This is a genomic window from Streptomyces sp. 1222.5 (assembly GCF_900105245.1).
Classification (GTDB): Bacteria; Actinomycetota; Actinomycetes; order Streptomycetales; family Streptomycetaceae; genus Streptomyces; species Streptomyces albidocamelliae.
Window position 1 is genome coordinate 6,142,650 of the sequence record NZ_FNSZ01000001.1, and the last position, 26,940, is coordinate 6,169,589.

The 26,940-nt window shown below is 71.9% G+C and carries 23 protein-coding genes and 1 pseudogene; 11 read left to right on the forward strand and 13 right to left on the reverse strand.

The window, feature by feature from the left end; translation table 11 throughout:
* Positions 1-49: 49 nt before the first annotated feature.
* The 3 genes from BLW57_RS27750 to lipB form a co-directional block, all read right to left on the reverse strand.
* The gene (locus BLW57_RS27750; RefSeq protein ID WP_093478220.1) at positions 50-250 is read right to left on the reverse strand and encodes an SCO2195 family GlnR-regulated protein; all 201 of its coding nucleotides are present in this window, start codon (positions 248-250) and stop codon (positions 50-52) included.
* Between the two features lie 230 nt (positions 251-480).
* On the reverse strand, positions 481-1,446 hold the full coding sequence (gene lipA, locus BLW57_RS27755) for a lipoyl synthase (RefSeq protein ID WP_093478221.1): 966 nt from the start codon (positions 1,444-1,446) through the stop codon (positions 481-483).
* Positions 1,447-1,554: 108 nt separating this feature from the next.
* The gene (gene lipB / locus BLW57_RS27760) at positions 1,555-2,352 is read right to left on the reverse strand and encodes a lipoyl(octanoyl) transferase LipB (RefSeq protein ID WP_093478223.1); all 798 of its coding nucleotides are present in this window, start codon (positions 2,350-2,352) and stop codon (positions 1,555-1,557) included.
* A gap of 237 nt (positions 2,353-2,589) precedes the next feature.
* On the opposite strand from lipB, the gene BLW57_RS27765 reads away from it, so the two are divergent.
* Positions 2,590-4,047: an NsdA family TPR-like regulatory protein gene (locus BLW57_RS27765; RefSeq protein ID WP_093478224.1), complete on the forward strand. Its 1,458-nt coding sequence runs from the start codon at positions 2,590-2,592 to the stop codon at positions 4,045-4,047.
* Between the two features lie 39 nt (positions 4,048-4,086).
* Here BLW57_RS27765 and BLW57_RS27770 read toward each other — a convergent pair whose 3' ends face one another.
* Both BLW57_RS27770 and BLW57_RS27775 read right to left on the reverse strand, forming a co-directional pair.
* Positions 4,087-5,451 carry an NAD(P)/FAD-dependent oxidoreductase gene (locus BLW57_RS27770; RefSeq protein ID WP_093478226.1) on the reverse strand — a complete coding sequence of 455 codons (1,365 nt, stop codon included), beginning with the start codon at positions 5,449-5,451 and terminating at the stop codon, positions 4,087-4,089.
* Between the two features lie 193 nt (positions 5,452-5,644).
* On the reverse strand, positions 5,645-6,541 hold the full coding sequence (locus BLW57_RS27775) for a TIGR01777 family oxidoreductase (RefSeq protein ID WP_093478228.1): 897 nt from the start codon (positions 6,539-6,541) through the stop codon (positions 5,645-5,647).
* A 73-nt stretch (positions 6,542-6,614) separates the two neighbouring features.
* On the opposite strand from BLW57_RS27775, the gene BLW57_RS27780 reads away from it, so the two are divergent.
* Positions 6,615-7,121, forward strand: a complete 507-nt coding sequence (locus BLW57_RS27780) for a GNAT family N-acetyltransferase (protein ID WP_176985751.1) — start codon at positions 6,615-6,617, stop codon at positions 7,119-7,121.
* Positions 7,122-7,135: 14 nt separating this feature from the next.
* On the opposite strand, the gene BLW57_RS27785 is transcribed toward BLW57_RS27780, so the two are convergent.
* The gene (locus BLW57_RS27785) at positions 7,136-8,320 is read right to left on the reverse strand and encodes a MarP family serine protease (protein ID WP_093478231.1); all 1,185 of its coding nucleotides are present in this window, start codon (positions 8,318-8,320) and stop codon (positions 7,136-7,138) included.
* A 134-nt stretch (positions 8,321-8,454) separates the two neighbouring features.
* Here BLW57_RS27785 and BLW57_RS27790 point away from each other — a divergent pair.
* Both BLW57_RS27790 and BLW57_RS27795 read left to right on the forward strand, forming a co-directional pair.
* Positions 8,455-9,320, forward strand: a pseudogene (locus tag BLW57_RS27790) (peptidoglycan recognition protein); the annotation flags it as partial.
* A 93-nt stretch (positions 9,321-9,413) separates the two neighbouring features.
* Positions 9,414-9,644 (forward strand): hypothetical protein, encoded by a 231-nt coding sequence (locus BLW57_RS27795; protein WP_093480921.1) that lies wholly within the window; start codon positions 9,414-9,416, stop codon positions 9,642-9,644.
* 9 nt (positions 9,645-9,653) lie between these two features.
* Here the strand turns inward: BLW57_RS27795 and BLW57_RS27800 are convergent, their stop codons facing one another.
* From BLW57_RS27800 to BLW57_RS27815, 4 genes are all read right to left on the reverse strand, one after another.
* Positions 9,654-10,172 carry a DUF4240 domain-containing protein gene (locus BLW57_RS27800; protein WP_176985979.1) on the reverse strand — a complete coding sequence of 173 codons (519 nt, stop codon included), beginning with the start codon at positions 10,170-10,172 and terminating at the stop codon, positions 9,654-9,656.
* 56 nt (positions 10,173-10,228) lie between these two features.
* On the reverse strand, positions 10,229-11,215 hold the full coding sequence (locus BLW57_RS27805) for a helix-turn-helix transcriptional regulator (RefSeq protein ID WP_093478233.1): 987 nt from the start codon (positions 11,213-11,215) through the stop codon (positions 10,229-10,231).
* 78 nt (positions 11,216-11,293) lie between these two features.
* The gene (gene aceE / locus BLW57_RS27810; protein ID WP_093478234.1) at positions 11,294-13,996 is read right to left on the reverse strand and encodes a pyruvate dehydrogenase (acetyl-transferring), homodimeric type; all 2,703 of its coding nucleotides are present in this window, start codon (positions 13,994-13,996) and stop codon (positions 11,294-11,296) included.
* 260 nt (positions 13,997-14,256) lie between these two features.
* A complete protein-coding gene (locus BLW57_RS27815) occupies positions 14,257-14,880 on the reverse strand; it encodes a GntR family transcriptional regulator (RefSeq protein ID WP_093478236.1) in 624 nt (207 codons plus the stop codon).
* 298 nt (positions 14,881-15,178) lie between these two features.
* Between BLW57_RS27815 and BLW57_RS27820 the strand changes: the two genes are divergently transcribed.
* The 6 genes from BLW57_RS27820 (at position 15,179) to BLW57_RS27845 (ending at position 19,302) form a co-directional block, all read left to right on the forward strand.
* Positions 15,179-15,568: a WXG100 family type VII secretion target gene (locus tag BLW57_RS27820; RefSeq protein ID WP_256339608.1), complete on the forward strand. Its 390-nt coding sequence runs from the start codon at positions 15,179-15,181 to the stop codon at positions 15,566-15,568.
* Between the two features lie 75 nt (positions 15,569-15,643).
* A complete protein-coding gene (locus BLW57_RS27825) occupies positions 15,644-15,958 on the forward strand; it encodes a WXG100 family type VII secretion target (RefSeq protein ID WP_093480924.1) in 315 nt (104 codons plus the stop codon).
* Positions 15,958-17,703, forward strand: a complete 1,746-nt coding sequence (locus BLW57_RS27830) for an RNase A-like domain-containing protein (protein WP_143051625.1) — start codon at positions 15,958-15,960, stop codon at positions 17,701-17,703. Before BLW57_RS27825 ends, BLW57_RS27830 begins: the two co-directional genes overlap by 1 nt.
* A 17-nt stretch (positions 17,704-17,720) precedes the next feature.
* Positions 17,721-18,290 carry a hypothetical protein gene (locus BLW57_RS27835; protein WP_143051626.1) on the forward strand — a complete coding sequence of 190 codons (570 nt, stop codon included), beginning with the start codon at positions 17,721-17,723 and terminating at the stop codon, positions 18,288-18,290.
* Positions 18,291-18,335: 45 nt separating this feature from the next.
* The gene (locus tag BLW57_RS27840; protein ID WP_093478240.1) at positions 18,336-18,635 is read left to right on the forward strand and encodes an RNase A-like domain-containing protein; all 300 of its coding nucleotides are present in this window, start codon (positions 18,336-18,338) and stop codon (positions 18,633-18,635) included.
* 16 nt (positions 18,636-18,651) lie between these two features.
* The gene (locus BLW57_RS27845; RefSeq protein WP_093478242.1) at positions 18,652-19,302 is read left to right on the forward strand and encodes a contact-dependent growth inhibition system immunity protein; all 651 of its coding nucleotides are present in this window, start codon (positions 18,652-18,654) and stop codon (positions 19,300-19,302) included.
* Positions 19,303-19,387: 85 nt separating this feature from the next.
* Here BLW57_RS27845 and sucB read toward each other — a convergent pair whose 3' ends face one another.
* The 3 genes from sucB to BLW57_RS27860 form a co-directional block, all read right to left on the reverse strand.
* On the reverse strand, positions 19,388-21,196 hold the full coding sequence (sucB, locus tag BLW57_RS27850) for a 2-oxoglutarate dehydrogenase, E2 component, dihydrolipoamide succinyltransferase (RefSeq protein WP_093478244.1): 1,809 nt from the start codon (positions 21,194-21,196) through the stop codon (positions 19,388-19,390).
* A gap of 61 nt (positions 21,197-21,257) precedes the next feature.
* Complete coding sequence (gene lpdA / locus BLW57_RS27855; RefSeq protein ID WP_176985752.1) at positions 21,258-22,646, reverse strand: dihydrolipoyl dehydrogenase; 1,389 nt, start codon at positions 22,644-22,646, stop codon at positions 21,258-21,260.
* A gap of 280 nt (positions 22,647-22,926) precedes the next feature.
* Positions 22,927-24,471, reverse strand: coding sequence for a leucyl aminopeptidase (locus BLW57_RS27860; protein WP_093478247.1), 1,545 nt, complete (start codon positions 24,469-24,471; stop codon positions 22,927-22,929).
* A 353-nt stretch (positions 24,472-24,824) separates the two neighbouring features.
* Here BLW57_RS27860 and BLW57_RS27865 point away from each other — a divergent pair, with 353 nt between their 5' ends.
* Positions 24,825-26,861: a hypothetical protein gene (locus tag BLW57_RS27865; RefSeq protein WP_093478248.1), complete on the forward strand. Its 2,037-nt coding sequence runs from the start codon at positions 24,825-24,827 to the stop codon at positions 26,859-26,861.
* The last annotated feature ends 79 nt before the right edge of the window (positions 26,862-26,940 follow it).

Genomic DNA, 26,940 nt, shown 5'->3' on the forward strand with positions numbered 1-26,940 from the left:
TCTACGTGTCTCCGGAAGCGCCGACGACGGCAGTGCCGGTGCGAGGGGTTCAGGAGCGGACGGCGGCCTGCTGCTCCAGGACGCGCTGCGCCTCGACCCGGTCCTTGGCGCGGCGGCGGTCCTCCAGCACGGAGGTCCAGGCGTTGCGGCGGGCGGTGCGCTGACCGCTGCTCATGAGCAGGGACTCGACGACGCGGAGCGCGTCGGTGAAGGACGGGATGGCGGTGGCGCGAACGGGCGCGGCCTGCATGATCGAGGTCCCCCCTCGGGGCGGGTGGTGTACGAGGCGTGATACCAGAGTCACTGATTGGTGTTACCAGGACGTGACCGAGCGGTCAAACGCCAATGAAACCTTGATGCGGAACCCTCGAACGCCGACGCGGCCCTGACGGTGGCCCTCATCAGCGAGGACGGTCAGAACCGCGTCGTCTCGGCCATTACTGGCCAGTAGCTACTTGTGCGTGAATTCACACGCTCGGCTCACACCGCCTGGCCGGCGATGTACGCACCACGCTTCTCGACGGCCATCCGGTAGAGGCGCCCGGCGCGGTACGAGGACCGCACGAGCGGCCCCGACATGACGCCGGAGAAGCCGATCTGCTCGGCCTCCTCCTTCAGCTCCACGAACTCGTGGGGCTTCACCCAGCGCTCCACGGGGTGGTGCCGGACGGAGGGGCGCAGGTACTGGGTGATGGTGACCAGCTCGCAGCCCGCGTCGTGCAGCTGCCGCAGCGCCTCGCCGACCTCCTCGCGGGTCTCGCCCATGCCGAGGATCAGGTTGGACTTCGTGACCAGACCGTAGTCGCGGGCCTCGGTGATGACCTTCAGGGAGCGCTCGTAGCGGAAGCCGGGGCGGATGCGCTTGAAGATGCGGGGGACCGTCTCGACGTTGTGCGCGAACACCTCGGGGCGGGCGGAGAAGACCTCCGCCAGCTGCTCGGGGACCGCGTTGAAGTCGGGGGCGAGGAGCTCGACCTTGGTGTGCCCGCCCTCACGGCCGGCCGTCTGCGCGTGGATCTGGCGCACGGTCTCGGCGTACAGCCAGGCGCCGCCGTCCTCCAGGTCGTCGCGGGCGACGCCGGTGATGGTCGCGTAGTTCAGGTCCATGGTGACCACGGACTCACCCACGCGGCGCGGCTCGTCGCGGTCGAGCGCCTCGGGCTTGCCGGTGTCGATCTGGCAGAAGTCGCAGCGCCGGGTGCACTGGTCGCCGCCGATGAGGAAGGTCGCCTCGCGGTCCTCCCAGCACTCGTAGATGTTCGGGCAGCTGGCTTCCTGGCAGACCGTGTGCAGGCCCTCGCTCTTCACGAGGTTCTGCATCTTCGTGTACTCGGGACCCATTTTCGCCCGGGTCTTGATCCACTCGGGCTTGCGCTCGATGGGGGTCTGGCTGTTGCGGACCTCCAGGCGCAGCATCTTGCGTCCGTCGGGTGCGACTGCGGACACGACCGGCTCCCTAAGCTTTGATTCCTCGGCGCACACCAGGGTACGCCCGTGTTCCTTACGCCCTGACGGTCAGGCCAACCTCACGGATGCAGGGCGCATTCCCTTCGGTCAGGCGGTGGTCTTCTCGATCACGCGGGGTGCGAGCTCCGCGTGCTCCAGGATGTCCTTCAGGTGCTTCTCGACCACCGGCAGGACCTCCTCGATCGTGAGGTCCCGGCCCAGCTCGGCCGCGAGGGAGGCGACGCCGGCGTCCCGGATGCCGCACGGGATGATCCGGTCGAACCACTTGTTGTCCGGGTTCACGTTGAGGGCGAAACCGTGCATCGTGACGCCCTTCGCGACGCGGATGCCGATCGCGGCGATCTTGCGGTCCTCGCGCCGCTGGCCCGCGTTGGAGGGGGCGTACTCGGGGCCGTTCAGCCGGGGGTCGAACTCCTCGTCGGCCAGCCGCGGGTCGAGGTCCAGGGACAGTCCGCCGAGCGCGGGCCGCCGCTCCACCGGGTCGCCGAGCACCCACACCCCGCTGCGGCCCTCGACCCGGGTGGTCTCCAGGCCGAACTCGGCGCAGGTGCGGATGAGGGCCTCCTCCAGACGGCGCACATGGGCGACGACGTCCACCGGGCGGGGCAGCTTCTGGATCGGGTAGCCCACCAGCTGGCCCGGCCCGTGCCAGGTGATCTTGCCGCCGCGGTCCACGTCGATCACGGGGGTGCCGTCCAGCGGGCGCTCGCTGTCCGCGGTGCGGCGGCCGGCCGTGTACACCGGGGGGTGCTCCAGCAGCAGCACGGTGTCCGGGACCTCGTCGGCGAACCGGGCCGCGTGCACCCGGCGCTGTTCGTCCCACGCCTCCTGGTACTCGACGGCGTCCGCACCGAACCCCATACGGACGAACCGCAACTCACTCACGGCAAGCGCCTCCCTCAGCGACCGGTGTCAGGCGCGTGGCGCGCCCACGCCACTGTACGTCCGGCCGGCGTACGTCAGCCGTGGGGCCAATCCTCACACGATCGGATGAATCGCTGGGGAACTATGCGATCGTCTGCTCACTCTCCGCTACATTCGCGCCGTTCGTGAGGGCAAAAGGGCTGCTCACAGGCAATCCCGGCACTTCACAAGCCCGGAAGGCAGGAGACCGTACCGCAGATGACGGACCGACCCGCGCAGCGCACCCCCAACCGCCAGCTCGCCGCGCTCATCGCAGAAGCGGGGTTCTCCAACGCGGGTCTGGCTCGTCGCGTCGACCAGCTCGGCCTGGAGCACGGGCTGGACCTCAGATACGACAAGACCTCGGTCACCCGCTGGCTGCGCGGGCAGCAGCCGCGCGGCACGACCCCCGCCCTCATCGCCGAGGTGTTCACGCGCCGGCTCGGCCGTCGGCTCACAGCCCAGGACCTCGGCCTGGACGCCTGCGCCCCGGTGTACGCCGGGCTGGAGTTCGCGGCCACCCCGGAGGAGGCCGTCGACATCGTCAGCGGGCTGTGGCGCAAGGACTCCGGCAGCCACGCCGAGCTGCGGAAGATCGCCTTCACTCCGGCGGGCCTCGTGGTGCCGAGCCGGGACTGGCTGATCGGCAAGTCCGACGACCGGGTGGCCCGTGAACCGGCGCCCCGGGTGCCCGCGCAGGGGAGGCCGGCCGCGGCCAAGCCCCTGCCGCTCGCCCCGGCGCGGGTGCGCGGGCACGCGGAACGGGCCACCGGCCACCGGGTCTCCGGCGGCGACATCGCCGCGCTGCGCTCGGTCGGTGAGCTGTTCCGCACCCTCGACGACCGCTTCGGCGGCGGCCACGCCCGGCAGGCCCTGGTGCGCTATCTGGAGCACGAGTGCGAGTCGATGCTGCGCGGCAGCTACGACGAGCAGACCGGCCGCCGCCTGTTCGCGGCCGCGGCGGACCTCACCCGGCTCGCGGGCTGGACGTCGTACGACATCGCCGCGCACGGGCTCGCCCAGCGCTACTTCGTCCAGGCCCTGCGGCTCGCCCAGGCGGCCGGCGACCGCCCCTACGGCTCCTACGTCCTCGTCACCATGAGCCGTCAGGCCGTCTACCTGGGCCACGGCCGGGAGGCCGTGCAGCTGGCCCGGGTGGCCCAGCAGGGCGTCGGCACCGGCGCCCCGTCGGTCTTCCAGGCGCTGCTGCACGCGTCCGAGGCGAGGGCGCACGGCGTCCTGGGCGAGGTGCGGGCGTGCACCGCCGCGCTGGTCCGCGCCGAGCGGGCCCTGGAGGCGGCCCGGCCGGGGGACGAGGTGCCGTACTGGGCGAGGTTCTTCGACGAGGCGCAGCTCGCCGACGAGCTGGGGCACTGCCACCGCGATCTCCAGCAGTTCCGGGCCGCCGCGCAACACGCCGAGCGCTCCCTGCAGCTGCGCGCTCCCTCCTACGCGCGCAGCCGCCTGTTCTGCCGGGTCGTCCTCGCCACCGCCCGGCTCGGCCTCGGCGAACTCGACCAGGCCTGCGCGCTGGCCGCGGAGGCCGCGGGCCAGGCGGCGGAGATGCGGAGCGCCCGCGCGGTGGAGTACGTCAGGGACTTCGAACGCCGGCTGGAGCCGTACCGGGACGCGGCGCCGGTGCGCGGCTACCGGGAGAAGGTGGCCGCCCTGGGCTGAGTGGGGGCGCGCGGCTGCCCGCCCCCCCCTACGGGTGCGCTACGCCGCCCTCGGCAGCCTCGGCGCCGGGTCGGCCCGGTGCATCGAACCCGTGGCGCCGAGGTCCGTGAGGATCGCCGCGGCGGCCCGGTGGGCCGAGTGCAGGGCGCCCTGGACGGTGCTGGTGTCCCGGTGGTCGCCGCACACGTACAGTCCGGCCAGCAGCCGCACCGGCCGGCGCAGGTCGTGCGGCGGGCGCATCGCCGCTACGGCCTCCGGCGTGTGGTGCACAGCCAGCGTCTCCCAGCGGCGTGTGGAGGTGCCGTAGAGGCGGGAGAGATGGATGCGGACCGCCGTGTCCACGCTCTCCGGCGGCCTGCCCAGCACCGTCGAGGAGATCAGCACGCGTCCGGCCGGCGCCCGGCTCGGGTCCACGTTGCTGAGCACCGCCGTGTGCGCCACCGGCCCGCCCCGGTCGGCGTCCAGCAGCAGCGAGGTACCGGCCGCGAGGGACGCCGAGGGCTCGTCGGTGGTGTGGTGGACGACGGTCACCGGGTGGAAGTCCGGCACCCGGAGCCCGGGCAGCAGCTGCGCGGCGGCCCGGGCGTCGGTCGCCAGCAGTACCGCCCGGCAGCGGATCTCCCCGTGCTCGGCGGTGGTCACCGAGGTCGTGGACACGGAGGTGACCCGCACCCCGGTGTGCACGGTGCCGGCCGGCAGCGCCCGCGCCAGCAGCTCCGGCAGCATCTCGGCGCCGCCCTCCGGGACGCACAGCCGTCCGCCGGCGAAGGCCCGCAGCGCCAGGTCGGCACACCGGCTGGACGTGCTCAGCTCGGGATCGCACAGCAGCGCGGCGAGCAGCGGACGCAGGAAGCCGTCGATGGTCCGGGCGGGCACCCCGCGCTGGGCGAGGGCCTGGGCGGCGGGCATCTCGGGACGGGCCAGGATGCGCTCGACGGGGGTCGAGGCGATCCGCCCGAGCGCGGCGCCCAGCCGCGCCTGGTCCACCGCGCCGCCCACCGGCGCACCGGCCCGGCCGGGCGCGACCGCCGGGTTCCGAGGGGCGCTCGCCAGGGCGCGCACCGCGTGGAGTGCGCCCCTTGCGCTCCCTCCGGCCGCCGGTGCGCCCGCGCGGTGGGTGCGTCCGTCGCGGTGCAGGAGCACGCCCGGCGCGAACCGGCGCACGGGCAGGGATTCCAGGCCCGGCGTCAGCCGGAGTTCGGGAAAGGACGTGGACAGCAGCTGTCCTATGCGGTCGAGCCGGAAGCCGTCGACCTTCTCCGTCGACATCCGGCCGCCCGCACAGGGAGCGGCTTCCAGGACTGCGGTCGTGATTCCTGCGCTGGTCAGCCGATGAGCCGCCGAGAGACCGGCGATTCCGGCTCCCACGATGACGACGTCCACCTGGTACACGGGCTCAAGCACGAGGCCCCTCCTGTGGTTGCGCGGCCGGTGGAGACGTCATGCCCCCAACAGGCTTCGGGGATACCCGAGTTCGGGTCGAGGTTAGGGCTCCTACCGGTCAGGTTCAGTCGCGCATCGACAGGGCACGGTCGCATGGAGGTCGCATACGGTCACGTCCGTTCTCAGGTGTTACAGGCGCCGTTCCCCGGCCGGCTCAGCCCGCCGCACGGATCGCGTCGTCGATGCCCGGGAACGCGAACCGGAACCCCGACTCCAGCAGCCGCGCCGGCACCACCCGCTGACTGCCCAGCACATCGCCGGCCAGCTCGCCCAGCGCCGCCCGCAGCACCGGCGCCGGCACCGGGAACAGGGCCGGACGGCGCAGCACCCGGGCCATCGCCTCGGTGATCTCACGGTTCGTCAGCGGCTCGGGCGCCGTCAGGTTGAACGGCCCGGACAGCGTCCCCTCGTCGATGAGGTGCCGGATCGCCGCGACCTCGTCGGCCAGCGCGATGAACGACCAGTACTGCCGGCCGTCGCCGAGCCGCCCCCCGAGCCCCGCCTTGAACAGCGGGAACAGCCGTCCCCAGGAACCGCCGCCGCGCGCCACCACCAGCCCCGTCCGCACGAACACCGTCCGCACGCCCGCCTCCTCGGCCGGTGCCGCCGCCTCCTCCCACTCCACGCACAGCGACGGCAGGAAACCGTCGCCCGGCGGGGCGCTCTCGTCCACCACCCGGTCACCGGTGTCGCCGTAGATGCCGATCGCGCTGCCGCTGACGAACACCCGCGGCGGCTCCGCCAGCGAGGCGACCGCCTCCGCCAGCGCCGCCGTGCCCAGCACCCGGCTGTCCCGGATCAGCCGCTTGTACTCCGGGGTCCAGCGCCGGTCGCCGATCCCGGCCCCGGCCAGGTCGACCACCGCGTCACAGCCGATCAGCCCCGCCGCGTCCACGGAGCCCCGCTCCGGATCCCAGCGGACCTCCTCCGGACCCCGGGGCGCACGGCGCACCAACCGGACCACCTCGTGCCCGTCGGCGGTCAGTGACCGGACCAGGGCGCTGCCGATGAGACCGGACGCACCGGCCACCGCGATTCGCGAACGTTCCATGACCCCAGCATGACCGCAGGGCCCGCGCCTAACCCGGTGGGACGCCGGGGGCGCCCGCCGTAGGGTGATCGTCATGCCGCAACCGCACATACGCCCGGCCCGCCTCGACGACGGCGGCGAACTGGCCGCCCTCGACCGGGCCGTCTGGTCCACCCTGCACGCCGTGACCCCCGCGCCGGAGCCGCCCTACGAGCCCTTCTTCGACGAGCGGCACACCCCCGACGACTACCTCGTCGCCGAACTCGACGAACCCGCCGCGCTCAAGGGACGCGTCGCCGGCTACGTCCGCCTCGTCCACGCCACCCCGCTGGCCTCCAACGCGCACGTCCTCGCGATCCAGGGCTTCGCCGTGGCCGAGGAGGCACGCGGCCGGGGAGTCGGGCGCCTGCTGATCCGGGCCGCCGCCGACGAGGCGCGCAGGCGCGGTGCCCGGCGCCTCACCCTGCGGGTCCTCGGGCACAACACCCCGGCCCGCACCCTCTACGAGTCCGAGGGGTTCGCCGTGGAGGGCGTGCTGCCCGAGGAGTTCCACCTCGACGGCCGGTACGTCGACGACGTCCTCATGGGCCGCCGGCTCTGAGCCGGCCGCCCGGCTCACGAGTCGACCAGCTCGCCCGTCTCCACCGCGAGGGTCGCCGCGGCCGCCCGGGACGCGTCGTTCGCCACCTCGGCCGCCGTCAGCACGTACCCCGTCTCGGCGTCCGAGGTGGAGCGGGCGAAGACCACCCCGAACACCCGGCCCTCGGTGGTCAGCAGCGGGCCGCCGGAGTTGCCCGGCCGCACCGTGGAGCGGATCGAGTAGATCTCCCGGGTGACCGCGCGGTCGTTGTAGATGTTCTGGCCGGTCGCCCGCACCCGGTTCGCGACCGTCGCCGCCTGCAGGTTCAGGCTCCCGTCCTGCGGATAGCCGGCCACCACCGCCGAGTCGCCGCGCACCGCGCTCGTGTCGAAGCGCAGCACCGGTGCGCTCAGCTCCGGCACGTACAGCACCGCCACGTCCCGGTCGGGGTCGAAGAGCACCACCCGGGCCTCGTACGACCGCCCGACCCCGCCCACCCGCACGCTCGGCCGGTCGATGCCCGCCACCACGTGCGCGTTGGTCATCACATGCCGCGCCGAGTACACGAAGCCGCTGCCCTCCCGCCCCTCGGCCCCCGAGGCGCCCTCGATCTTCACCGTGCTCAGCCGGGCCGCGCTCGCCGCCGCCGGGGTGACGCTGTCACCGGTGGGCCGCGCCACCTGCGCCGTCGACTCGTTCTCGAACGGGTTGAAGACCTGCGGGAAGCCCGCCTCGGTCAGCGCGGACGTGGCCCGCGAGAACCACGCGGGCGTGGTGTCCGGCATCGCCTCCTGCACCGCGCCCAGCACCGCCGAGTTCCGTATCGCCGAGGCCAGGCCCTGCGAGGGGGCCGCGCCCAGCACGCTGGCCGCCACCCAGGCCACCACCAGCACCGCCACCGAGTTCGCCGCCGCACCGCCCAGGCCGTCCGCCACCCGCAGCGGGCCCCGGTCCAGCTCGCCGCGCAGCCGCAGCGCCAGCCGGCCCGCCAGCGCGTGCCCCACCACCGCCGGCACCAGCACCGTCGCCACCGCGAGCACCGTCGCCTGCGCCGAACCGCGCTCCACCAGATCCATGCCCCACGGCAGCATCCACACACCGACGGCCGCACCGCCGACGAAGCCGGCCAGGGACACGCACCCGGCCACCAGCCCGCGCCGGTAACCGGACACCGCGTAGACGAGGACCACCAGCACAAGCACCAGGTCGAGCAGGTCCACGGAGCCGCCTTTCTGTAGGACCCCTCAGTACGAACGGGGCGGGCCCGCTGATCAGCCACGCGCGCACGAGCGGCCACCCGACGGCGAACCGGCCATGTGGGCGTGTACCCGCAGAAACGTCCCGGACCAGGACGATGGTTCCACCAGGTGGCACAGCACACATCGCGGGCACGGAACAACGCCCCGAGAGTGGGACCATGCGTGTCGTCCGAAGAGCTCCGGGACCACCGGCACGGCGAGGCGCGCGGCTCCGGCGCCCTGCCGATGCTGCTCGGCTGTCTGCCCGGGCCGCCGGCCGTCCTCGCGCCGGCCCTGTGCACGGAAGGGGTCGAGCGCTCGGTCACGGTACGGCTCCGGAACGCCCGGCACCCCGCCCCGGCCCATGGCCGCCCACCGCGCCGCCCGGCCCCCCGTCGTGCCCCGCTCCGCCTGGCTGGACCGCGCCACCCGGCGCACCCAGCCGCCCCCGCGCTACGACGACCGGGTGGTCGCCGTCTTCCTGCACCACACCGACTCGCCCAACGGCTACGCCTGCACGACGCGCCCCGCATCGTCCGCCACCTCTGTGCCGGCCGGACCGGCGCCCGCGCCTGGGACGACATCGGCTACAACTTCCTCGTCGACCGCTGCGGCACGATCCACGAGGGGCGCGCCGGAGGTGTGGACCGGCCCGTCACCGGCGCCCACGCCCAGGGCTTCAACCACCGCAGCGCCGGCATCGCCGCCCTCGGCACCTTCACCGCCGGCGTCCCCGTGCCCGGGCCATGACCGACGCCATCGCCGCCCTCGCGGCCTGGAAGCTCGGCCTCGCCGGCGTCGACCCGCGCGGCCACGTCCGCATGGTCTCCAGCAACGGACCCAGCCGCTACAAGGCGGGCGCCACCGCCACCATGCCCGCCGTGGCCGGGCACGCGAGGGCTTCCCGGCCAGCTGCCCCGGCTCGGCCCTGACCGCCCGCCTCCCCGTCATCCGGGCGAAGGCGGCCCTGCTCCAGGGACGGACCCGCACAGCGACGCCACAGCCTCCCCGCAGCTCGCTCAAAGCCCGGCCTCCTACCGTCGGGGACGCCACAGGCCGACCGGAGGTGGGGATCATGAAGAGCAGTCGTACCGGGACCGCGCGGGAGCGGAGCGGCTGGATCCGGACCGCCCGGGCCCCCTGGGTGGTGGTCTGCGCGGTCGCGACCGTCGTCCTCGGCCCGGCCGCGGTCACCGCGTCCGCCCTCGACCGGGCCGACGCCGCCCCGCCGCACCACGCCGACAGGGCCGCCGGCGTCCAGGTGCACCTGCCGGCGGACACCACCCGCAGGCGCCCGGCCGCCTGACACAGGCCCTCACTGCCTGAACCGCTCCCACAGCCGCGGATACCGCTGCGCGAGCGCCCCTTCGTCCTCGAAGGCCACGGGCGTGCCCTCCGGTTCCGCGGGGGCCGGGGCGATACCGAGGTCGGGCGCGACGGTGCCGGTCAGCTGCTCGTAGGCCTCGTCCGCCGCGTAGCCCAGCTCCTCGCCGTCGCCGTCGATCTCGTCGTCGAAGTCGTCCAGCAGCTCGGCCAGGGAGTCCGGTTCGTGCACGGCGCCCTCGAAGACCTCCCGGCCCTGGCCGATCAGCCAGCACCGGAAGAAGTCGAACGCGTCGTCGCTGCACCCGTCCAGCAGCACCCAGGCGGCACCCCACAGGTCCCAGCGGTAGGCGCGGTTGTAGCGGGCCTCGAAGTGACGGGCGAAGTCCAGGACCAGTTCGGGGTCCATCTGGAGCAGCCGGTCCACGAGCACGTCGGCCTGTTCCTCGGGATCACCCTCGGCGGCCGCGCGCGTGGTGTCGATCAGCTCCCAGAACTCCGTCTCGTCCATCACGGCACCAGCATCGGGCCTGGGCCGGTGGGCCGCACGCGGAGTACCGCGGATCGTTACCCGCCGCCCGCGCCCCGGTACAGCGCCGCGATCCGGGCCGCGTCCGCCGCGAACCGCTCCCGCAGGGCCGCCGGTGCCAGCACCTCGGCCTCCGGTCCGAGCGCGGTCAGCTGGGCGTGCGCGACCTCCTCCGACTCCACCGGCAGCTTCACCGTCACCCAGCCCCCGGCGTCCGGCTCGCCCGCACCGCCGAGCGCCTCCCGCGCGGACAGCGGATCGACGGCGTACGGCAGCCTGCGCACGCCCTCGGGGGAGAGCCGTACGACGGCCTCGGCGCGCAGGATCGACCGCGCGAACCGCTCGGCCTGCGCCGCCCAGTGACCGGGCAGGTCGAAGTCCTCGTCCCGGTCGAAGCGCTCGTCCAGGACGTCCAGCGCGCCGAACCGGTCGATGCGGTAGGTCCGGAAGGAGTCGCCGCCGGCCACCCGGGCGCACAGGTACCAGACGCCCGCCTTCAGCACGAGCCCGTACGGCTCCAGCGTCCGCCGGACCTCCTCGTCCCCGCGGCGGTACCGGGCGCCGACCCGCCGGTCCTCCCACACCGCCTCGGCGAGCACGGGGAGCAGCGCGGGCGTCTCCGGCTCCCGGAACCAGGCGGGAGCGTCCAGATGGAACCGCTGGGCGGCACTGTCCGGGGCGTCCCGCAGCGACGGCAGCAGCGCGGCGGAGACCTTCAGCCGGGCGGCCGAGGCGGCGTCCTCGAGCCCCATCTCCCGCAGCGCCCCCGGCACCCCGCTGAGGAACAGCGCCTCGGCCTCGCTCCGGGCCAGCCCGGTGAGCCGCGTCCGGTAGCCGCCGACCAGCCGGTACCCGCCGGCCCGCCCCCGGTCGGCGTACACCGGCACCCCCGCCTCCGACAGCGCCTGCGCGTCCCGGGTGACCGTCCGCTCCGACACCTCCAGCTCCCGCGCGAGCTCGGCCGCGGTCATGACCGGGCGGGACTGGAGCAGGAGGACCATCTTGATGAGCCGGGCGGCGCGCATCCCCTCATGATGCCGGGGGCCACCGACGGGAAAGGGGTACGGCGGCGGCCGTACCCCTTCCCCGGAACCTCGGTGTGACTACAGCCCGTACTTCTCGCGGGCTTCCTTCACCGCCGTCGCCCTGACCTCACCGCGTGCCGCCAGCTGGGCCAGGGCCGCGACGACGATCGACTGGGCGTCGACGCCGAAGTGGCGGCGGGCGGCCTCACGGGTGTCCGACAGACCGAAGCCGTCGGCGCCCAGCGAGGACCAGTCCTGCTCGACCCACTGCGCGATCTGGTCCGGCACCTGGCGCATGTAGTCGGAGACCGCGAGGACCGGGCCCTCGGCGCCGTGGAGCGCCTGGCGGACGTACGGCACACGCTCCTCGCCGCGCAGCAGGGCCGCGTCGGCCTCCAGCGCGTCGCGGCGCAGTTCCGACCAGGAGGTCGCGGACCACACGTCGGCGGCCACGCCCCACTCCTCTGCGAGCAGCCGCTGCGCCTGCAGGGCCCAGTGGATCGCCGTGCCCGAACCGAGCAGCTGGATGCGCGGGGCGTTGGCCGGGGCGGACACGCCCGCGGACTCCGCCGTGTTGAAGCGGTACAGACCCTTGACGATGGCCTCGTCGATGCCGAGCCCGGCCGGCTTGGCCGGCTGCGGCATCGGCTCGTTGTAGACCGTCAGGTAGTAGAAGACGTTCTGGTCCTCGCCCGGCTTGGCCTCGCCGTACATCCGGCGCAGACCCTCACGGACGATCACCGCGATCTCGTAGGCGAACGCCGGGTCGTACGTCAGTGCCGCCGGGTTGGTGGCAGCGATCACGGGGGAGTGGCCGTCGGCGTGCTGGAGGCCCTCGCCCGTCAGGGTCGTACGACCGGCCGTCGCGCCGACGAGGAAGCCGCGGCCGAGCTGGTCGCCGAGCTGCCACATCTGGTCGGCGGTGCGCTGCCAGCCGAACATCGAGTAGAAGATGTAGAACGGGATCATCGCCTCGCCGTGCGTCGCGTACGCGGTGGACGCGGCGATGAAGTCGGCCATGGAACCGGCCTCGGTGATCCCCTCGTTGAGGATCTGGCCGTTCTTGGCCTCCTTGTAGTACATCAGCTGGTCGCGGTCGACCGGCTCGTACGTCTGGCCCTTGGGCGAGTAGATGCCGAGGGACGGGAAGAGCGACTCCATACCGAAGGTGCGCGCCTCGTCGGGGACGATCGGCACCCAGCGCCTGCCCGTCTCCTTGTCGCGGACCAGGTCCTTGACCAGGCGGACGAAGGCCATCGTGGTGGCCACGTTCTGCGAGCCGGAGCCCTTGTCGAAGGAGGCGAAGGCCTTCTCGGCGGGGGCGGGCAGCGGCGCCAGGGCGTGCGTGCGGCGGGCCGGGGCGGGACCGCCGAGGGCCGCGCGGCGCTCCTGGAGGTAGCGGACCTCGGGGGAGTCGGCGCCCGGGTGGCCGTAAGGCACCACGCCGTCGACGAAGTCGCTGTCCTTGATGGGCAGCTCCAGCAGGTCGCGCATCGTCTTGAACTCGTCCACCGAGAGCTTCTTCATCTGGTGGTTGGCGTTCTTCGACGCGAAGCCCTCGCCGAGGGTGTGGCCCTTGACCGTCTGGGCCAGGATCACGGTCGGCGCGCCCTTGTGCTCGACGGCGGCCTTGTACGCGGCGTAGACCTTGCGGGCCTCGTGACCACCGCGGGAGAGGTGGAAGCACTCGAGGATCTTGTCGTCGCTCAGCAGCTTCGCCATCTCGGCGAGCGCCGGGTCCTTGCCGAAGAAGTCCTCGCGGATGTAGGCGGCGCCGCGCGTCTGGTACGTCTGGATCTGCGCGTCGGGTACCTCGCGCAGGCGGCGTACGAGCGCGCCGGTGGTGTCGAGCTGGAACAGCTCGTCCCAGGCCGTGCCCCACAGCGTCTTGATGACGTTCCAGCCGGCACCGCGGAACTGGGCCTCCAGCTCCTGCACGATCTTGAAGTTGGCGCGGACCGGGCCGTCGAGGCGCTGCAGGTTGCAGTTGATGACGAAGGTGAGGTTGTCGAGTTCCTCACGGGCGGCGAGCGCGATGGCCGCCGTCGACTCCGGCTCGTCCATCTCGCCGTCGCCGAGGAAGGCCCAGACGTGGGACGCGGAGACGTCCTTGATGGAGCGGTTGGTGAGGTAGCGGTTGAAGCGCGCCTGGTAGATCGCCGACAGCGGGCCGAGGCCCATGGACACCGTCGGGAACTCCCACAGCCAGGGCAGGCGGCGCGGGTGCGGGTACGACGGCAGGCCGTTGCCGCCGGCCTCCTGGCGGAAGTTGTCCAGGTGGGCCTCGTCGAGGCGGCCGTCGAGGAAGGCGCGGGCGTAGATGCCGGGGGAGGCGTGGCCCTGGATGTACAGCTGGTCGCCGGAGCCGTCCGCCTCCTTGCCCTTGAAGAAGTGGTTGAAGCCGGTCTCGTACAGCCAGGCCGCGGAGGCGAAGGTGGCGATGTGGCCGCCGACGCCGTGCTTCGCGCCGCGGGTCACCATCGCCGCCGCGTTCCAGCGGTTCCAGGCGGTGATCCGGGCCTCCATCTCCGGGTCACCGGGCAGGCCCGGCTCGGCGGAGGTGGGGATGGTGTTGACGTAGTCCGTCTCGAGGAGCTTCGGCAGCGCGACGCCGCCCGCTTCGGCCCGCTCCAGCGTGCGGCGCATCAGGTACGCGGCGCGGTGCGGCCCCGCCTCCCTGGCCACGGCGTCCAGGGAGGCCTGCCATTCGGCGGTCTCCTCCGGGTCGCGGTCCGGGAGCTGGTCGAGCGCGCTCGGCTGGATGGCCTTGGGGTCGGTCATGTCGCCGCCTTCCTCAGTCGAAGGGGGTTCCCTCATCGGTAAGGGTTCGGGGGTGCCCTTGTGTCTTTGGCAGGACAGGGCAGCGGACCTCGGTGGAGGTCCGTCGGCGACTGTAACCCCCTGATCGATGATCGATCAAAGGGTAGAGGGTGAAAACCTCTTGATTTGGAGAAAGTCGGCACGCGGTGCCTTGCGTGCGGGCACCGGGTGCCGCTGTCGATCAGGGTTTTCGCAGGTGAGCGCGGGGATGCTCGACCGAATCAAGCGCGCGGGGCGCAGCCCAGGACGTGTGCCTTCACCAGCTCCGCGATCCTCGGGTCCCGGCGCTTGAACGCCTGCACCAGCTCCTCGTGCTCCTCCGCGTACGACTGCTGGACCGTGCCCAGCCAGCGGATCGACAGCGCCGTGAAGACCTCGATGCCGAGGCCTTCCCAGGTGTGCAGCAGCACCGAGTTGCCGGCGGCGCGTACCAGCTCGCGGTGGAAGCCGACGGTGTGCCGGACCTGGGCCGTGCCGTCGGCGTCGCGGTCGGCCTCGTACAGGGCCAGCACGTGCGGCTCCAGGGCCGAGCAGTCCTCCGCGAGGCGGGCCGCCGCCAGCTCCGCGGCGATGGCCTCCAGGCCCGCCCGGACCGGGTAGCTCTCCTCCAGGTCGGCCGCCGTCAGGTTCCGCACCCGTACGCCCTTGTTCGGCGCGGACTCGATCAGCCGCAGCGACTCCAGCTCGCGCAGGGCCTCCCGGACCGGGGTCTGGCTGACCTCCAGCTCGGTGGCGATCCGGCGCTCCACGATCCGCTCACCCGGCTGCCAGCGCCCGCTGACGATCCCCTCCACGATGTGCTCGCGGATCTGCTCGCGCAGCGAGTGGACGACGGGCGCGGTCATGAGGGCTCCTTAGGGAGGGCTGACGTTTAGACAATACGGCGGGTTCGCTCCGCGGGTAGGACACGCGGGGGTGCTTTGGTGCAGGTGAGACGAGGCGCACACGGGGCGTGTGGCGCATGCGGGAGCCGGTGCGTGGCTGCCTTCGGGGAGTGTGGGCGTTTTGCCGCATGTCACGTACTTCGCCGCGCGCCCGCCGGTCGTCGCCGGTCCGAAATCGCTCCCCGTCGAATTCGCCTTCGCATAGGTTGGGCCCGCAGGCGTCAGCACGCGATCGAGACCGAGGGGAACGGGGGGCCTGGTGAGCCGGAAAAAGGATCTGGCGGCCGAGGAAGAGGATCTGACCAAGCTGGCCGACGACCTCCAGTCGATGCAGGATCATCTGACCCGGCAGGTCACCCGTATGGACGGGCTCGTCGACGAGATCGAGCAGGGCTGGCAGGGGCCCGCAGCGGCTGAGTACCGCAAGCTCCACCGCTCGGTCGCCGAGGACGCCGTCGGGATCCGCGAGGTCCTGAGGAGGCTCGAAGAGGCCGTACGGCTGAGCCGGGACGGGTTCACCGCGACGGAACTCGATGTCCTGGCGCGCATGCGTGCCGTCAAGGTGGACGTGCAAGCCGAGGCGGACCAGCTGTCCACCCCTGCCGAGGCGCCGCCGGCGCGTCCGCGCAGCAGCCTCGACCAACTGTGACACCGACCGCTGACAGAGGACGAAGTGATCCAGGACGGCGATGCGGAGGTGCGCCCGTCCGGAACGGGGGCGAGTATGCAGGGCGACAACGCCGGAGACGACTACATAGCGGTCTCGTTCGGCACGCTGGAGCATCTGACCGCAGAGCTCGACGACATCCTTGAGCGGCTCAACGGGCGATTGGACGATCTGTACAGGCGCCTGGCTCCCGTCGTCGCCTCCTGGCAGGGTGAGGCCCGCGACGTGTTCCTCGAGGAACTCGACAAGTGGGACAGCTCGGCGAGGGACCTGCAGGCGGCTCAGAAGTGGCTGCACGAGGTCGTGACCAGTGGTCATCACGGGTACGCGGCCGCGCACCGCGCGGTACTGCGCGGATGGGGCGGCGCCTGATGGCGGAGAAGCGGCCCACCGACGAGCAGCGCAGCAAGGAGCGGGCCGAGGCCCGGACCCGCTCACCCAAGTCGAGCGGCGGTGGATTTGATGTACAGCCGCCACATCTGTATTACACCGCCCTCGTGGTGCGCGACGGGCAGTTCGACTACCACAAGGGCGCCACGGCGCTGACCGAAGTGCTGAACAAGTACAGCCAGTCCGCGGGCGCAGGCTGGGGCGCGGACGCCTTCGCCGCCGCGTACAAGAGCGTGGCCGAGAAGTTCCTCCAGCTCTGGGCCAGGAGCCTGGTCAGCGTCGGCGGTGTCGCCGTCGGCCTGACGGACACGGCGAACAAGTACGTCCAGGCCGACTGGCAGGCGCGCAGGATGTACGGCCCGCCGCCCGTGTCGAAGACGCCGCCCGCCGTCATCGAGAAGCCGCCCAGGTACGGCCCGGTCAACGACATCAAGTGGTCCGGTACCGGCGAGGACGCGGACTCCTCGGAGATCGCCGGAATCCTCGGCGAGATCCCGGACTTCCTCGCCGATGTGATCCGGCCGGCCATCGAGCACGGCCTGAGGCTCGGCAAGATGCACGAAATCACGCCGGGGTGCCGCGACGAGGAGTTCAAGGACATGGCCACCGCCTGGGGCGCGGCCCAGAAGGCGGCCAAGGGTGCGTCCGACGACTTCAACGGCGCCATCAAGTTCATCAGCAACAACAAGGGCAACGACGAGTGGCAGGGCGCCATGAAGGCCTTCTGCCAGACCATTTGGGGCACCACCGAATGGGGCCGGACCTACGACAAGCAGATGCAGCGGGTCTCCATCGGCCGTAGCTGGAACACGGACCGCAAGGTGGTGCCCGCGAAGCGGCGTCCCATCATCGACATCCTCCAGGAGACGGCGACCGCCGTGCAGAAGGAGCTGGACGACCTGGCCGGCGTGGCGGTCACCACCAGGGAGACCACCACCCGGCTCGGTAAGGAGGCGGCGAAGGCCACGGTCAGGGACCTGACCACGGGCCTCGACCCGTTCGAGATGACGCGGCTCGCGGCGACCATGGCGTTCGGCGAGATCGTGATGACGTTCCGGTCGCACATGGACAAGGCGGCAGCGAACGCGGCGGTCGAGAAGTATCACCAGGCCTTCAGCGACGCCGCCGGCAAGCTGAACGAACTGGAGCCCGAGCTGGACGAGGCCCTGCTCAGCGTGCCGACGTTCGCGGCGGAGGAGGCGCGTGCGGAGGGGTACGGAGCGCGCTCCCTCAATGATTTCAAGAAGGAGCACAGCTGGCAGCGGCCGGAGAGTCCGGTCCCGTACAAGTACAGCCTTGACCTCGCGACCGAGGAGGAGCTGTACGGCGCGCACAGCGTCGACAAGCACGTCGGCCTGACGGACATGCAGCTGACGCAGCGATTGCGGGACCAAGCCACTGGAGCCGGTGTGCCGCAGATCCCTGCCGCGTCGTCCTTCACCGACCTGGAGTCGGCCCAGAACTACACACAGTACAACATTCGAAGTAATTCGGGAGAGATCGACAAGTGGCTCAAAGGCCCTCCGAGTCCGGGTGATACGGAGGACTTCTCGGTGGGAGCGGTCGACACCGGGAATCACGCCCTTCCGGTCGTGACCGGGCGCACGGCGCAAGTGGTGAACGATCATCCGACGCCGCCGAAGGACGCTCACGGTGTCCTCACGGTGCTCAAGTACGAGCCAAACTTGGACCCGCCCTTCGTCGTTTACACGTCCATGCCCAAGTGATGAGTAGGGAGACGATGATGGCCGATGTCGACGAGCGGTCGTGGTCCGAGGCGATCGGGATGTACGCGCGCAGGTACACCATCGCGAAAGTGACGCGCAGGGATCACGAGGACTGGGCGCAGGATGTGTACACCCTGATGCGCGGTGACACGCCGGACGCGCGAGGCTGGCAGGTGAACGACCCGCTCGCGGACGAGTTCGAAAGGCTGGACGACCCGTTCTACCCCTTTGTCGAACTGCCTGCCGACCTTGAGAAGGCAGGTGCCCTCAAAGCCCGTGTGTACGAGATCCCACGCTCTTCCGCGAAAAAGCTCCTCGTAGCCCTTTCCACGCTGTGGCTCAATGTCGAAGAAACCCCAGAATTCGAAGAGAGGAGGGGTGAACTGGAGAGGAAGGCCGACATCATCCTCACGCGCTTTCCTGAAGGTTCTCGCTTCTACGCCAACACCGGACGGGACAGTGCACATCTCGACTACTACGAGCGAATTTCTAGCTGCACCACCATTTCCCGGCACGGCTGGGATCTGGGTTTGTTCCTCGTGTCCGGGACAGAGGTAGGTATGGTCTGGTCCTTCCACGCGTGGTGACCCGGCCAACTCGATTCGAAGCCCCATCACCTCGAAAGGAGCCCCGTGCGCACCCGCACCGCCACCTACCCCGACCGGGAGACCGCCCGGTGGGCGACCCAGCACGTGGTCAACCGCAACGAACAGGTCGTCCACCGCTGGCTGGCGCAGTCCACCCGGCGGCGGCTGACGATCGAGGCGGCCTGGCCGTCCCGGGAGGAGCCCGTCGGCAGGGTGCTGCTGCAGGCCATGATGCTGGCCGGTCGCGATGCCGTCGACGTGCGGGCCGCCCGGGTCGTACTGCGCCGCGAGCCGTCCGCCGAGCACGGGTTCGCCGTGCACGCCAGCTTCCCCGTCTACCTGTGAAGGCAGTGGTCCGACCGTGGCGCTGACCCCCCTCGAACACGACCGCCGCTACGGCGAACTGGACCAGGTTCTGCGCGCCTATGCCGGTCAGCAGGCCGCCGACACCGAGGAGAGGCCCAGTGCGGCCCTCACCGCGTATCTGCGGCACACCTGGCACACCCGTCCCTGGGCGCTGGCCGCCGCCGAGAGCCAGCTCCGGGAGTACGCGCGTACCCCGCCGGGGCGGCTGAGGGTGCAGCTCGGCGAGTTCTACGCCCTTCCGGACGTGGGTCTGGACGACGCGGAGATCCTGGACTGGCTCGCGCTGGTCGCCGACCACATCCGGCGAAGTGTCGAGGAGGGGCTGGTCCCGGCGCCGGCGAAGCCGGACACGCACTGGGAGTGGCATGCGAGGTTCCCCGAGCTCGGGCAGTTCCTCGGCGGTTGGTTCTCGCAGGACATGCCCGACGAGTTCGACGGTCACGACGCGGCGGTGGACGACTACGCCGGTACGACCGACCGGCAGCTCGTCGCGCGGCTGCTGGGGGAGATCCGGGAACTGCTGGCTCTCGGGCTCGACGAGGGCGAGTACGCCGTCGGCGCCGCCGAGCTGGGCCTCGAGGTGGAGCCGCCGGCCCCCTACGGCGTGAGCGGCTGGCTCGCGCTCGTGGCGGCACGTCTCGGCTGACGCGCCTCGCCGTACGACGGAGCCCCCGTCCGGAGATCGACTCCGGACGGGGGCTCCGTCGTGTTGCTGGGGGCCCTGCGAGCCTTTACAGGCCGAGCTCGACCTCGAACTCGCCCGCCTCCAGGATCGCCTTGACCGCCGTCAGGTAACGGGCCGCGTCGGCGCCGTCCACCAGGCGGTGGTCGTAGGAGAGGGTCAGGTAGGTCATGTCGCGAACGCCGATGACCGTGCCCTCCTCGGTCTCGATGACGGCCGGACGCTTGACCGTGGCACCGATGCCGAGGATCGCGACCTGGCCCGGCGGCACGATGATCGTGTCGAACAGCGCGCCGCGCGAACCGGTGTTGGAGATGGTGAAGGTCGCGCCGGACAGCTCGTCCGGAGTGATCTTGTTGGCGCGGACCTTGCCGGCCAGCTCCGCCGTGGCCTTGGCGATGCCCGCGATGTTGAGGTCGCCGGCGTGCTTGATGACCGGGGTCATCAGGCCCTTCTCGGAGTCCACCGCGATTCCGACGTTCTCGGAGTCGAAGTAGGTGATCGTGCCCTCGGCCTCGTTGATCTTGGCGTTGATGACCGGGTGGGCCTTCAGCGCCTGGGCCGCCGCCTTCACGAAGAACGGCATCGGGGAGAGCTTGACGCCCTCGCGCGCGGCGAAGGAGTCCTTGGCCTGGGCGCGCAGGCGCATCAGGCGGGTGACGTCGACCTCGACGACCGACGACAGCTGGGCCTGCTCGTGCAGGGCCTTGACCATGTTGTCGCCGATGACCTTGCGGATGCGTGGCATCTTGACGGTCTGGCCGCGCAGCGGGGAGACCTCCAGCGCGGGCGCCTTCTTGGCGGCCGGGGCAGCGGCGGCGGCCGGCGCCGGGGCGGCGGCGGCCTTCGCGGCCTCGGCGGCGGCGAGGACGTCCTGCTTGCGGATGCGGCCGCCGACACCGGTGCCCTTGACGCCGGCCAGGTCGACGCCGTTCTCGGCGGCGAGCTTGCGCACCAGCGGGGTGACGTACGCGCCCTCGTCCGTCGCCTGGGTGGCGGTCGGGGAGGAGGGAGCGCTGGCCGGGGTGACCGGAGCCGGAGCCGGAGCCGCGGGCTGGACCGGAGCCGGGGCTGCGGCGGCGGGCGCGGCCGGAGCGGCGGGGGCCGGAGCCGGAGCGGCCGGGGCCGGAGCGGCCGGAGCCGCGGGGACGGCCGGGGCTGCGGCGGCGGGCGCCGGGGCGGCCGGGGCCGGAGCGGCGGCCGGCGCGGCACCGGGGGCGCCGATGACGGCGAGCTTGGCGCCGACCTCGGCGGTCTCGTCCTCACCGACGACGATCTCGAGCAGCACGCCCGAGGTCGGCGCGGGGATCTCGGTGTCGACCTTGTCCGTGGAGACCTCGAGCAGCGGCTCGTCGGCCTCGACGGAGTCGCCCACCGACTTCAGCCAGCGGGTGACGGTGCCCTCGGTGACGGACTCTCCGAGCGCGGGCAGGACCACGTCGGTGCCCTCCGCGGAACCACCGCCGGAGGCGGCCTCCGCGGTCGGGGCCGGCGCGGGGGCGGCCTGCTCGGTGGACGGGGCGGCCGGGACGGACTCGGCGGCCGGAGCCGGAGCGGCCTCGGCGGCGGGGGCCGGAGCGGCCTCGGCGGCGGGGGCCGGAGCGGCCGCGGGGGCACCGGTGCCGTCGTCGATGACGGCCAGCTCGGCGCCGACCTCGACGGTCTCGTCCTCGGCGACCTTGATGGAGGCCAGCACGCCGGCGGCGGGCGAGGGGATCTCGGTGTCGACCTTGTCGGTCGAGACCTCGAGCAGCGGCTCGTCGGCCTCGACGCGCTCGCCCTCGGCCTTCAGCCAGCGGGTGACAGTGCCCTCGGTGACGCTCTCGCCGAGCGCCGGAAGGGTTACGGAAACCGCCATGGTTTCGGTTGCTCCTTACGAATTGCGGAAGTCTGTGTCGTCGCGCCCGTTGACCGAAGGCTCAGTCGTGGGAGTGCAGCGGCTTGCCGGCCAGCGCCAGGTGGGCCTCGCCGAGCGCCTCGTTCTGCGTCGGGTGGGCGTGGACGAGCTGGGCCACCTCGGCCGGCAGCGCCTCCCAGTTGTAGATCAGCTGGGCCTCGCCGACCTGCTCGCCCATGCGGTCGCCGACCATGTGGACGCCGACCACGGCACCGTCCTTCACCTGGACGAGCTTGATCTCGCCCGAGGTGTTGAGGATCTTGCTCTTGCCGTTGCCCGCCAGGTTGTACTTCAGAGCGACGACCTTGTCCGCGCCGTAGATCTCCTTGGCCTTGGCCTCGGTGATACCCACGGAGGCGACCTCCGGGTGGCAGTACGTCACCCGCGGGACACCGTCGTAGTCGATCGGGACGGTCTTGAGACCGGCCAGACGCTCCGCCACCAGGATGCCCTCGGCGAAGCCGACGTGCGCGAGCTGGAGGGTCGGGACGAGGTCACCGACGGCGGAGATGGTCGGAACGTTGGTGCGCATGTACTCGTCGACCAGGACGTAGCCCCGGTCCATGGCGACACCCTGCTCCTCGTAGCCGAGGCCCTGGGAGACCGGACCGCGGCCGACGGCGACGAGCAGGACCTCGGCCTCGAACTCCTTGCCGTCGGCGAGGGTGACCTTGACGCCGTCCTGGGTGTACTCGGCCTTCTGGAAGAAGGTGCCCAGGTTGAACTTGATCCCGCGCTTGCGGAACGCGCGCTCGAGGAGCTTCGAGCTGTTCTCGTCCTCGACCGGGACGAGGTGCTTCAGACCCTCGACGACCGTGACGTCCGAGCCGAAGGACTTCCACGCCGAGGCGAACTCGACGCCGATGACACCGCCGCCCAGGATGATCGCGGACTTGGGCACGCGGTCCAGGACGAGGGCGTGGTCGGAGGAGATGATGCGGTCGCCGTCGATCTCCAGGCCCGGCAGCGACTTCGGCACGGAGCCGGTCGCCAGCAGGACGTGGCGGCCCTGGATCCGCTGCCCGTTCACGTCGACCGAGGTGGGGGAGGACAGCCGGCCCTCGCCCTCGATGTACGTCACCTTGCGGGAGGCGACGAGACCCTGGAGGCCCTTGTACAGGCCGGAGATCACGCCGTCCTTGTACTTGTGGACGCCCGCGATGTCGATGCCCTCGAAGGTGGCCTTGACGCCGAACTGCTCGCTCTCGCGGGCCTGGTCGGCGATCTCGCCCGCGTGCAGCAGGGCCTTGGTGGGGATGCAACCCCGGTGCAGGCAGGTGCCGCCGACCTTGTCCTTCTCGATCAGGGCGACGTCCAGGCCCAGCTGCGCCCCGCGCAGGGCCGCGGCGTAACCACCGCTACCACCGCCGAGGATCACTAGGTCGAAAACGGTGCTGGCGTCGTTCGCCACGTCACGTCCTCCATGCATGTGCGCCTTGCGCCGGTCGTCACTGACCGGCGGGCGGCTGGTGTCCGGCCGCTTGATGCTTCGGCCCTTCGGTGGGGCCCTGTCCTGCCGGGCTCCATCTTTGCACTTGTTCGAGGCGAACGAGACGCGGGGCCTGAGTGTGAGACACCCCACGTACCGCGGAAAACGGGGGGCGTGCGCGGACAGGGGCGCGGAGCTGCGTGAACAGCCCCCGCGCCCCTGTACGTGGCGGTACCGCGGAGCGGACCTGCCGCCGGGCGGCTCAGCCCAGGTCGCCCGCGGCGGTCAGCTCGGCGAGACGGACCAGGGTGCGCACGGCGGAACCCGTGCCGCCCTTGGGCGTGTAGCCGAAGGGGCCGCCCTCGTTGAACGCCGGGCCGGCGATGTCGAGGTGCGCCCAGGTGATGCCCTCGCCCACGAACTCGCGCAGGAACAGGCCGGCGACGAGGCCGCCGCCCATCCGCTCGCCCATGTTCGCGATGTCGGCGACGGAGGACTCCATGCCCTTGCGCAGGTGCTCCGGCAGCGGCATCGGCCACGCCGGCTCGCCGACCTCGTCGGCCGCCTCGTGCAGCGCGGTGCGGAACGCGTCGTCGTTGGCCATCACGCCGAACGTCCGGCTGCCCAGTGCCAGCATCATGGCGCCGGTCAGCGTGGCGACGTCCACGATCGCGTCCGGGCTCTCCAGCGAGGCCGCCCACAGCGCGTCGGCGAGGACGAGCCGGCCCTCGGCGTCGGTGTTGAGGACCTCGACGGTCTTGCCGCTGTACATGCGCAGCACGTCACCAGGGCGCACGGCCGAGCCGGACGGCATGTTCTCGGCCAGCGCCAGCCAGCCGGTGACGTTGACCTCCAGGCCGAGCCGCGCGGCGGCGACGACGGCGGCGAACACGGCGGCGGCGCCGCTCATGTCGCACTTCATCGTCTCGTTGTGCCCGGCCGGCTTCAGCGAGATGCCGCCCGAGTCGTAGGTGATGCCCTTGCCGACGTAGGCGAGGTGCTTCTCCGCCTTGGGGTGCGTGTACGTCAGCTTCACCAGGCGCGGGGTCGCGGCCGAGCCGCCGCCCACGCCGAGGATGCCGCCGTAGCCGCCACGGGTCAGCGCCTTGTCGTCGAGCACCTGCACCTTGATGCCGTGCTCCTTGGCCGCGGCCTGCGCGATGCCGGCGAAGATCGCGGGGGTGAGGTCGTTCGGCGGCATGTTGATCAGGTCGCGGGCGCGGTTCAGCTCCTCGGAGACCGCGACGGCGCGGGCGACGGCCCCCTTGTGGGCGGCGTCGCGCGGCTTGCCGCCGAGCAGCGTGGCCTCGGCGAGCGGCGCCTTGCCGTTCTTGGCCCGGGCGCCCTTCGCCTGGCCGCCGTTCTCCTTGTAGGTGTCGAAGGAGTACGCGCCGAGCAGGACGCCCTCGCCGATCGCCTCGACGGCGCCGGGGCTGTCGACGGGCAGCGCGAACGCGGCCTTCCTGGAGCCGGTGAGCGCGCGGGCCGCCACGCCGGCGGCCCGGCGCAGCGCCTCCGCCGCGTAGCCGGTGTCCTCGTCCTTGGTGCCGGGCTCCGCGCCCAGGCCCACCGCCACCACGAGCGGTGCCTTGAAGCCGGCCGGGGCGGGCAGCTTCGTCAGCTCGCCCTCGGCACCCGAGGCGCCGAGGGTCTCCAGGACGGCGGCCAGCTTGCCGTCGTACGCCTTGTCCACGGCTTCTGCGCCCGGCGCGACGACGGGGCCCTCGGCGCCCTTGGCGACACCGATCACGATCGCGTCGGCCCGCAGGCCGGGCGCCGCGGCGGTGCTGAGAGTCAGAGCAGTCACGGTGGTGAATTCTCGCTTCCGATGTGAAGTTGCTGTGGCCGAATGGGGGTGGGTCGACCGGGCCCGAGAGCCGACCCTAGGCCCAGGCCCGGGGACAGGTGGCAACCGGGGCCTTCACCCTGTCGGCGAACACCCGGGACGAGACTACGCGCGTGCGCGCGTTCGCTCATTCCTGCGGGTGTTCACCTGTGCGTGGCGTCATGGCCATTTCCGCCCCCTGGGAGTCGGTGACCTGAGCCACACTCGTCGGGTTCCGGCGGGCCGTCTGCCCGCCGATTCGCGAGATTTCCACTGATCCTACGCAAATCCGTCATGTATCGGGTGTGGGGATCTTCTGGGGGGAGGAACCAGACATGGCTCATAGGGCGCACCGCTGGAGAGCGGCCGGCGTCACCGCGACGGCCGCGGGGCTCATCACGCTGGGACTGGCCGCGCCGGGCGCGTCGGCCGCGACCGACCCGCGCATCGACCTGAGGGTCCTGGTCGTCGACGACGGCGCGGGACCGGTCGGCGCGATCACGGCCCAGCTGAAGAGCGAGGGCATCCCGTACACCACCGTCGATCTGGGCGACTCCGGCCGTCCGACGATCAGCGCCACCTTCCTGAGCGACAGCGTCGGCGGCCGGCCCCGTGCCAAGTTCCAGGGCGTGGTCCTGCCGAACGAGGCCCCGTTCGGGGCGGGTTCGGCCGAGCAGACGGCTCTGGAGGCGTACGAGAAGACGTACGGCATCCCGCAGCTCGACGCCTACACCTGGGCCCACCCGGAGGTGGGCCTCGACTACACCGACAGCAACGGGTACGCCGGATCCCTCGACGGGCGCACGGCCACGGTCAGCACGGCCGGCCGGACGGGCCCGTTCGGGTATCTGCGGGGGGCGTTCTCGTTCGAGGACAACTCGTCGTCGGTGGACGAGAGTTACGGCTTCGTCGCGCAGCCGCGCACCGGCTTCACCAGTTACGTCGACACGGCCGTGCCCGGGGGGACCGGCAGCGGCAGCCTGCTCGGCGAGTACGCGCACGACGGCCGCCGCGAGCTGGTGGTGACGTTCGCCTACAACCAGTACCAGCAGCAGTTCCGGCTGCTGGCCCGCGGCATGGTCGAGTGGCTGACCCAGGGCGTGCACCTGGGCCAGGCCCGCAACTACTTCGCCGTGCACGTGGACGACGTCTTCGCGCCGGACGCCCGCTGGGACGCCGAGCGCAACTGCACGCCCGGCGACATCGACTGCGCGGGCGGCGGCGAGGACACCGGGACGCCGATCCGCATGACGGCGGCCGACGCCCAGTACGCGGCCTCCTGGCAGCAGAGCCACGGCTTCACCCTGGACATGGTGTTCAACGCGGGCGCCGGCGAGGAGTGGAGGAGCGAGAACGGCGGCACGGACGCGCTGACCGACCAGCTGCTGAAGGACAAGGCCAAGTACCGCTGGGTGAACCACACCTACACCCACATGTTCCTCGGCTGCGTCCAGGACACCTCGACCGTGCCGTGGAGCTGCGCGAAGAACGCCGACGGCTCGACGAAGTGGGTGAGCCGCTCGGACATCTCCGGGGAGGTCGCGGACAACTACACCTGGGCGCTCCAGCACGGACTGTCCGTCGACCGCGGCGAGCTGGTCACCGGGGAGCACTCCGGTCTGAAGACGCTGCCCCAGCAGCCGCAGGACAACCCCAACCTGGGTCCCGCGCTCGCCTCCAACGGGGTGAAGTGGACGGCCTCGGACAACTCCCGCGAGTCCGAGCAGCGGACCGTCGGCACCGGCACGCTCACCGTGCCGCGCTACCCGATGAACGTGTACTACAACGTGGGCACCAAGGCCGAGATGGCCGACGAGTACAACTGGATCTACACGTCCAGGGCGGACGGCGGCAGCGGGATCTGCGAGGACAACCCGGCCTCGACCTGCCTGTCCCAGCCGCTGGACACGGCCACCGGATTCACCGACGGCATCGTGCCCGCCGAGGCCCACACCGACCTCGGGCACGTGCTGAGCAACGATCCGCGCCCGCACTACGCCCACCAGTCCAACCTGGCCGAGGACCGCCTCCTCTACCCGGTCCTGGACCGCGTACTGGCCGACTACCAGGGGCTGTTCGCCGAGAACACCCCGATCGTCAACCTGCGGCAGAGCGCCATCGGCACCGAGATGCAGAACCGGGCCACGTGGCAGGCCGCGCTCGACGCCGGCAAGGTCACCGCCTACCGGATCGGGAACACCGTGACCGTCACGGCACCCTCCGGCACCCAGGTCCCGGTGACCGCGCCGGAGGGGACGAAGCAGCAGCAGGTGCTGGGCACCACCACGTTCGGCACCGCCTACGCCGGGCAGCGCTCGGCCTGGACGGCCCCGGGCCTGCTCCAGTCCGCGCTCACGCTGAAGCTGGCGTAACGGCGCAACGCCCCGCAGGGGCGCGGGGAACCGCGCGATCAACCGCCTCGGACCCGTAGCCGGAGTCGGGGCCCGCGGT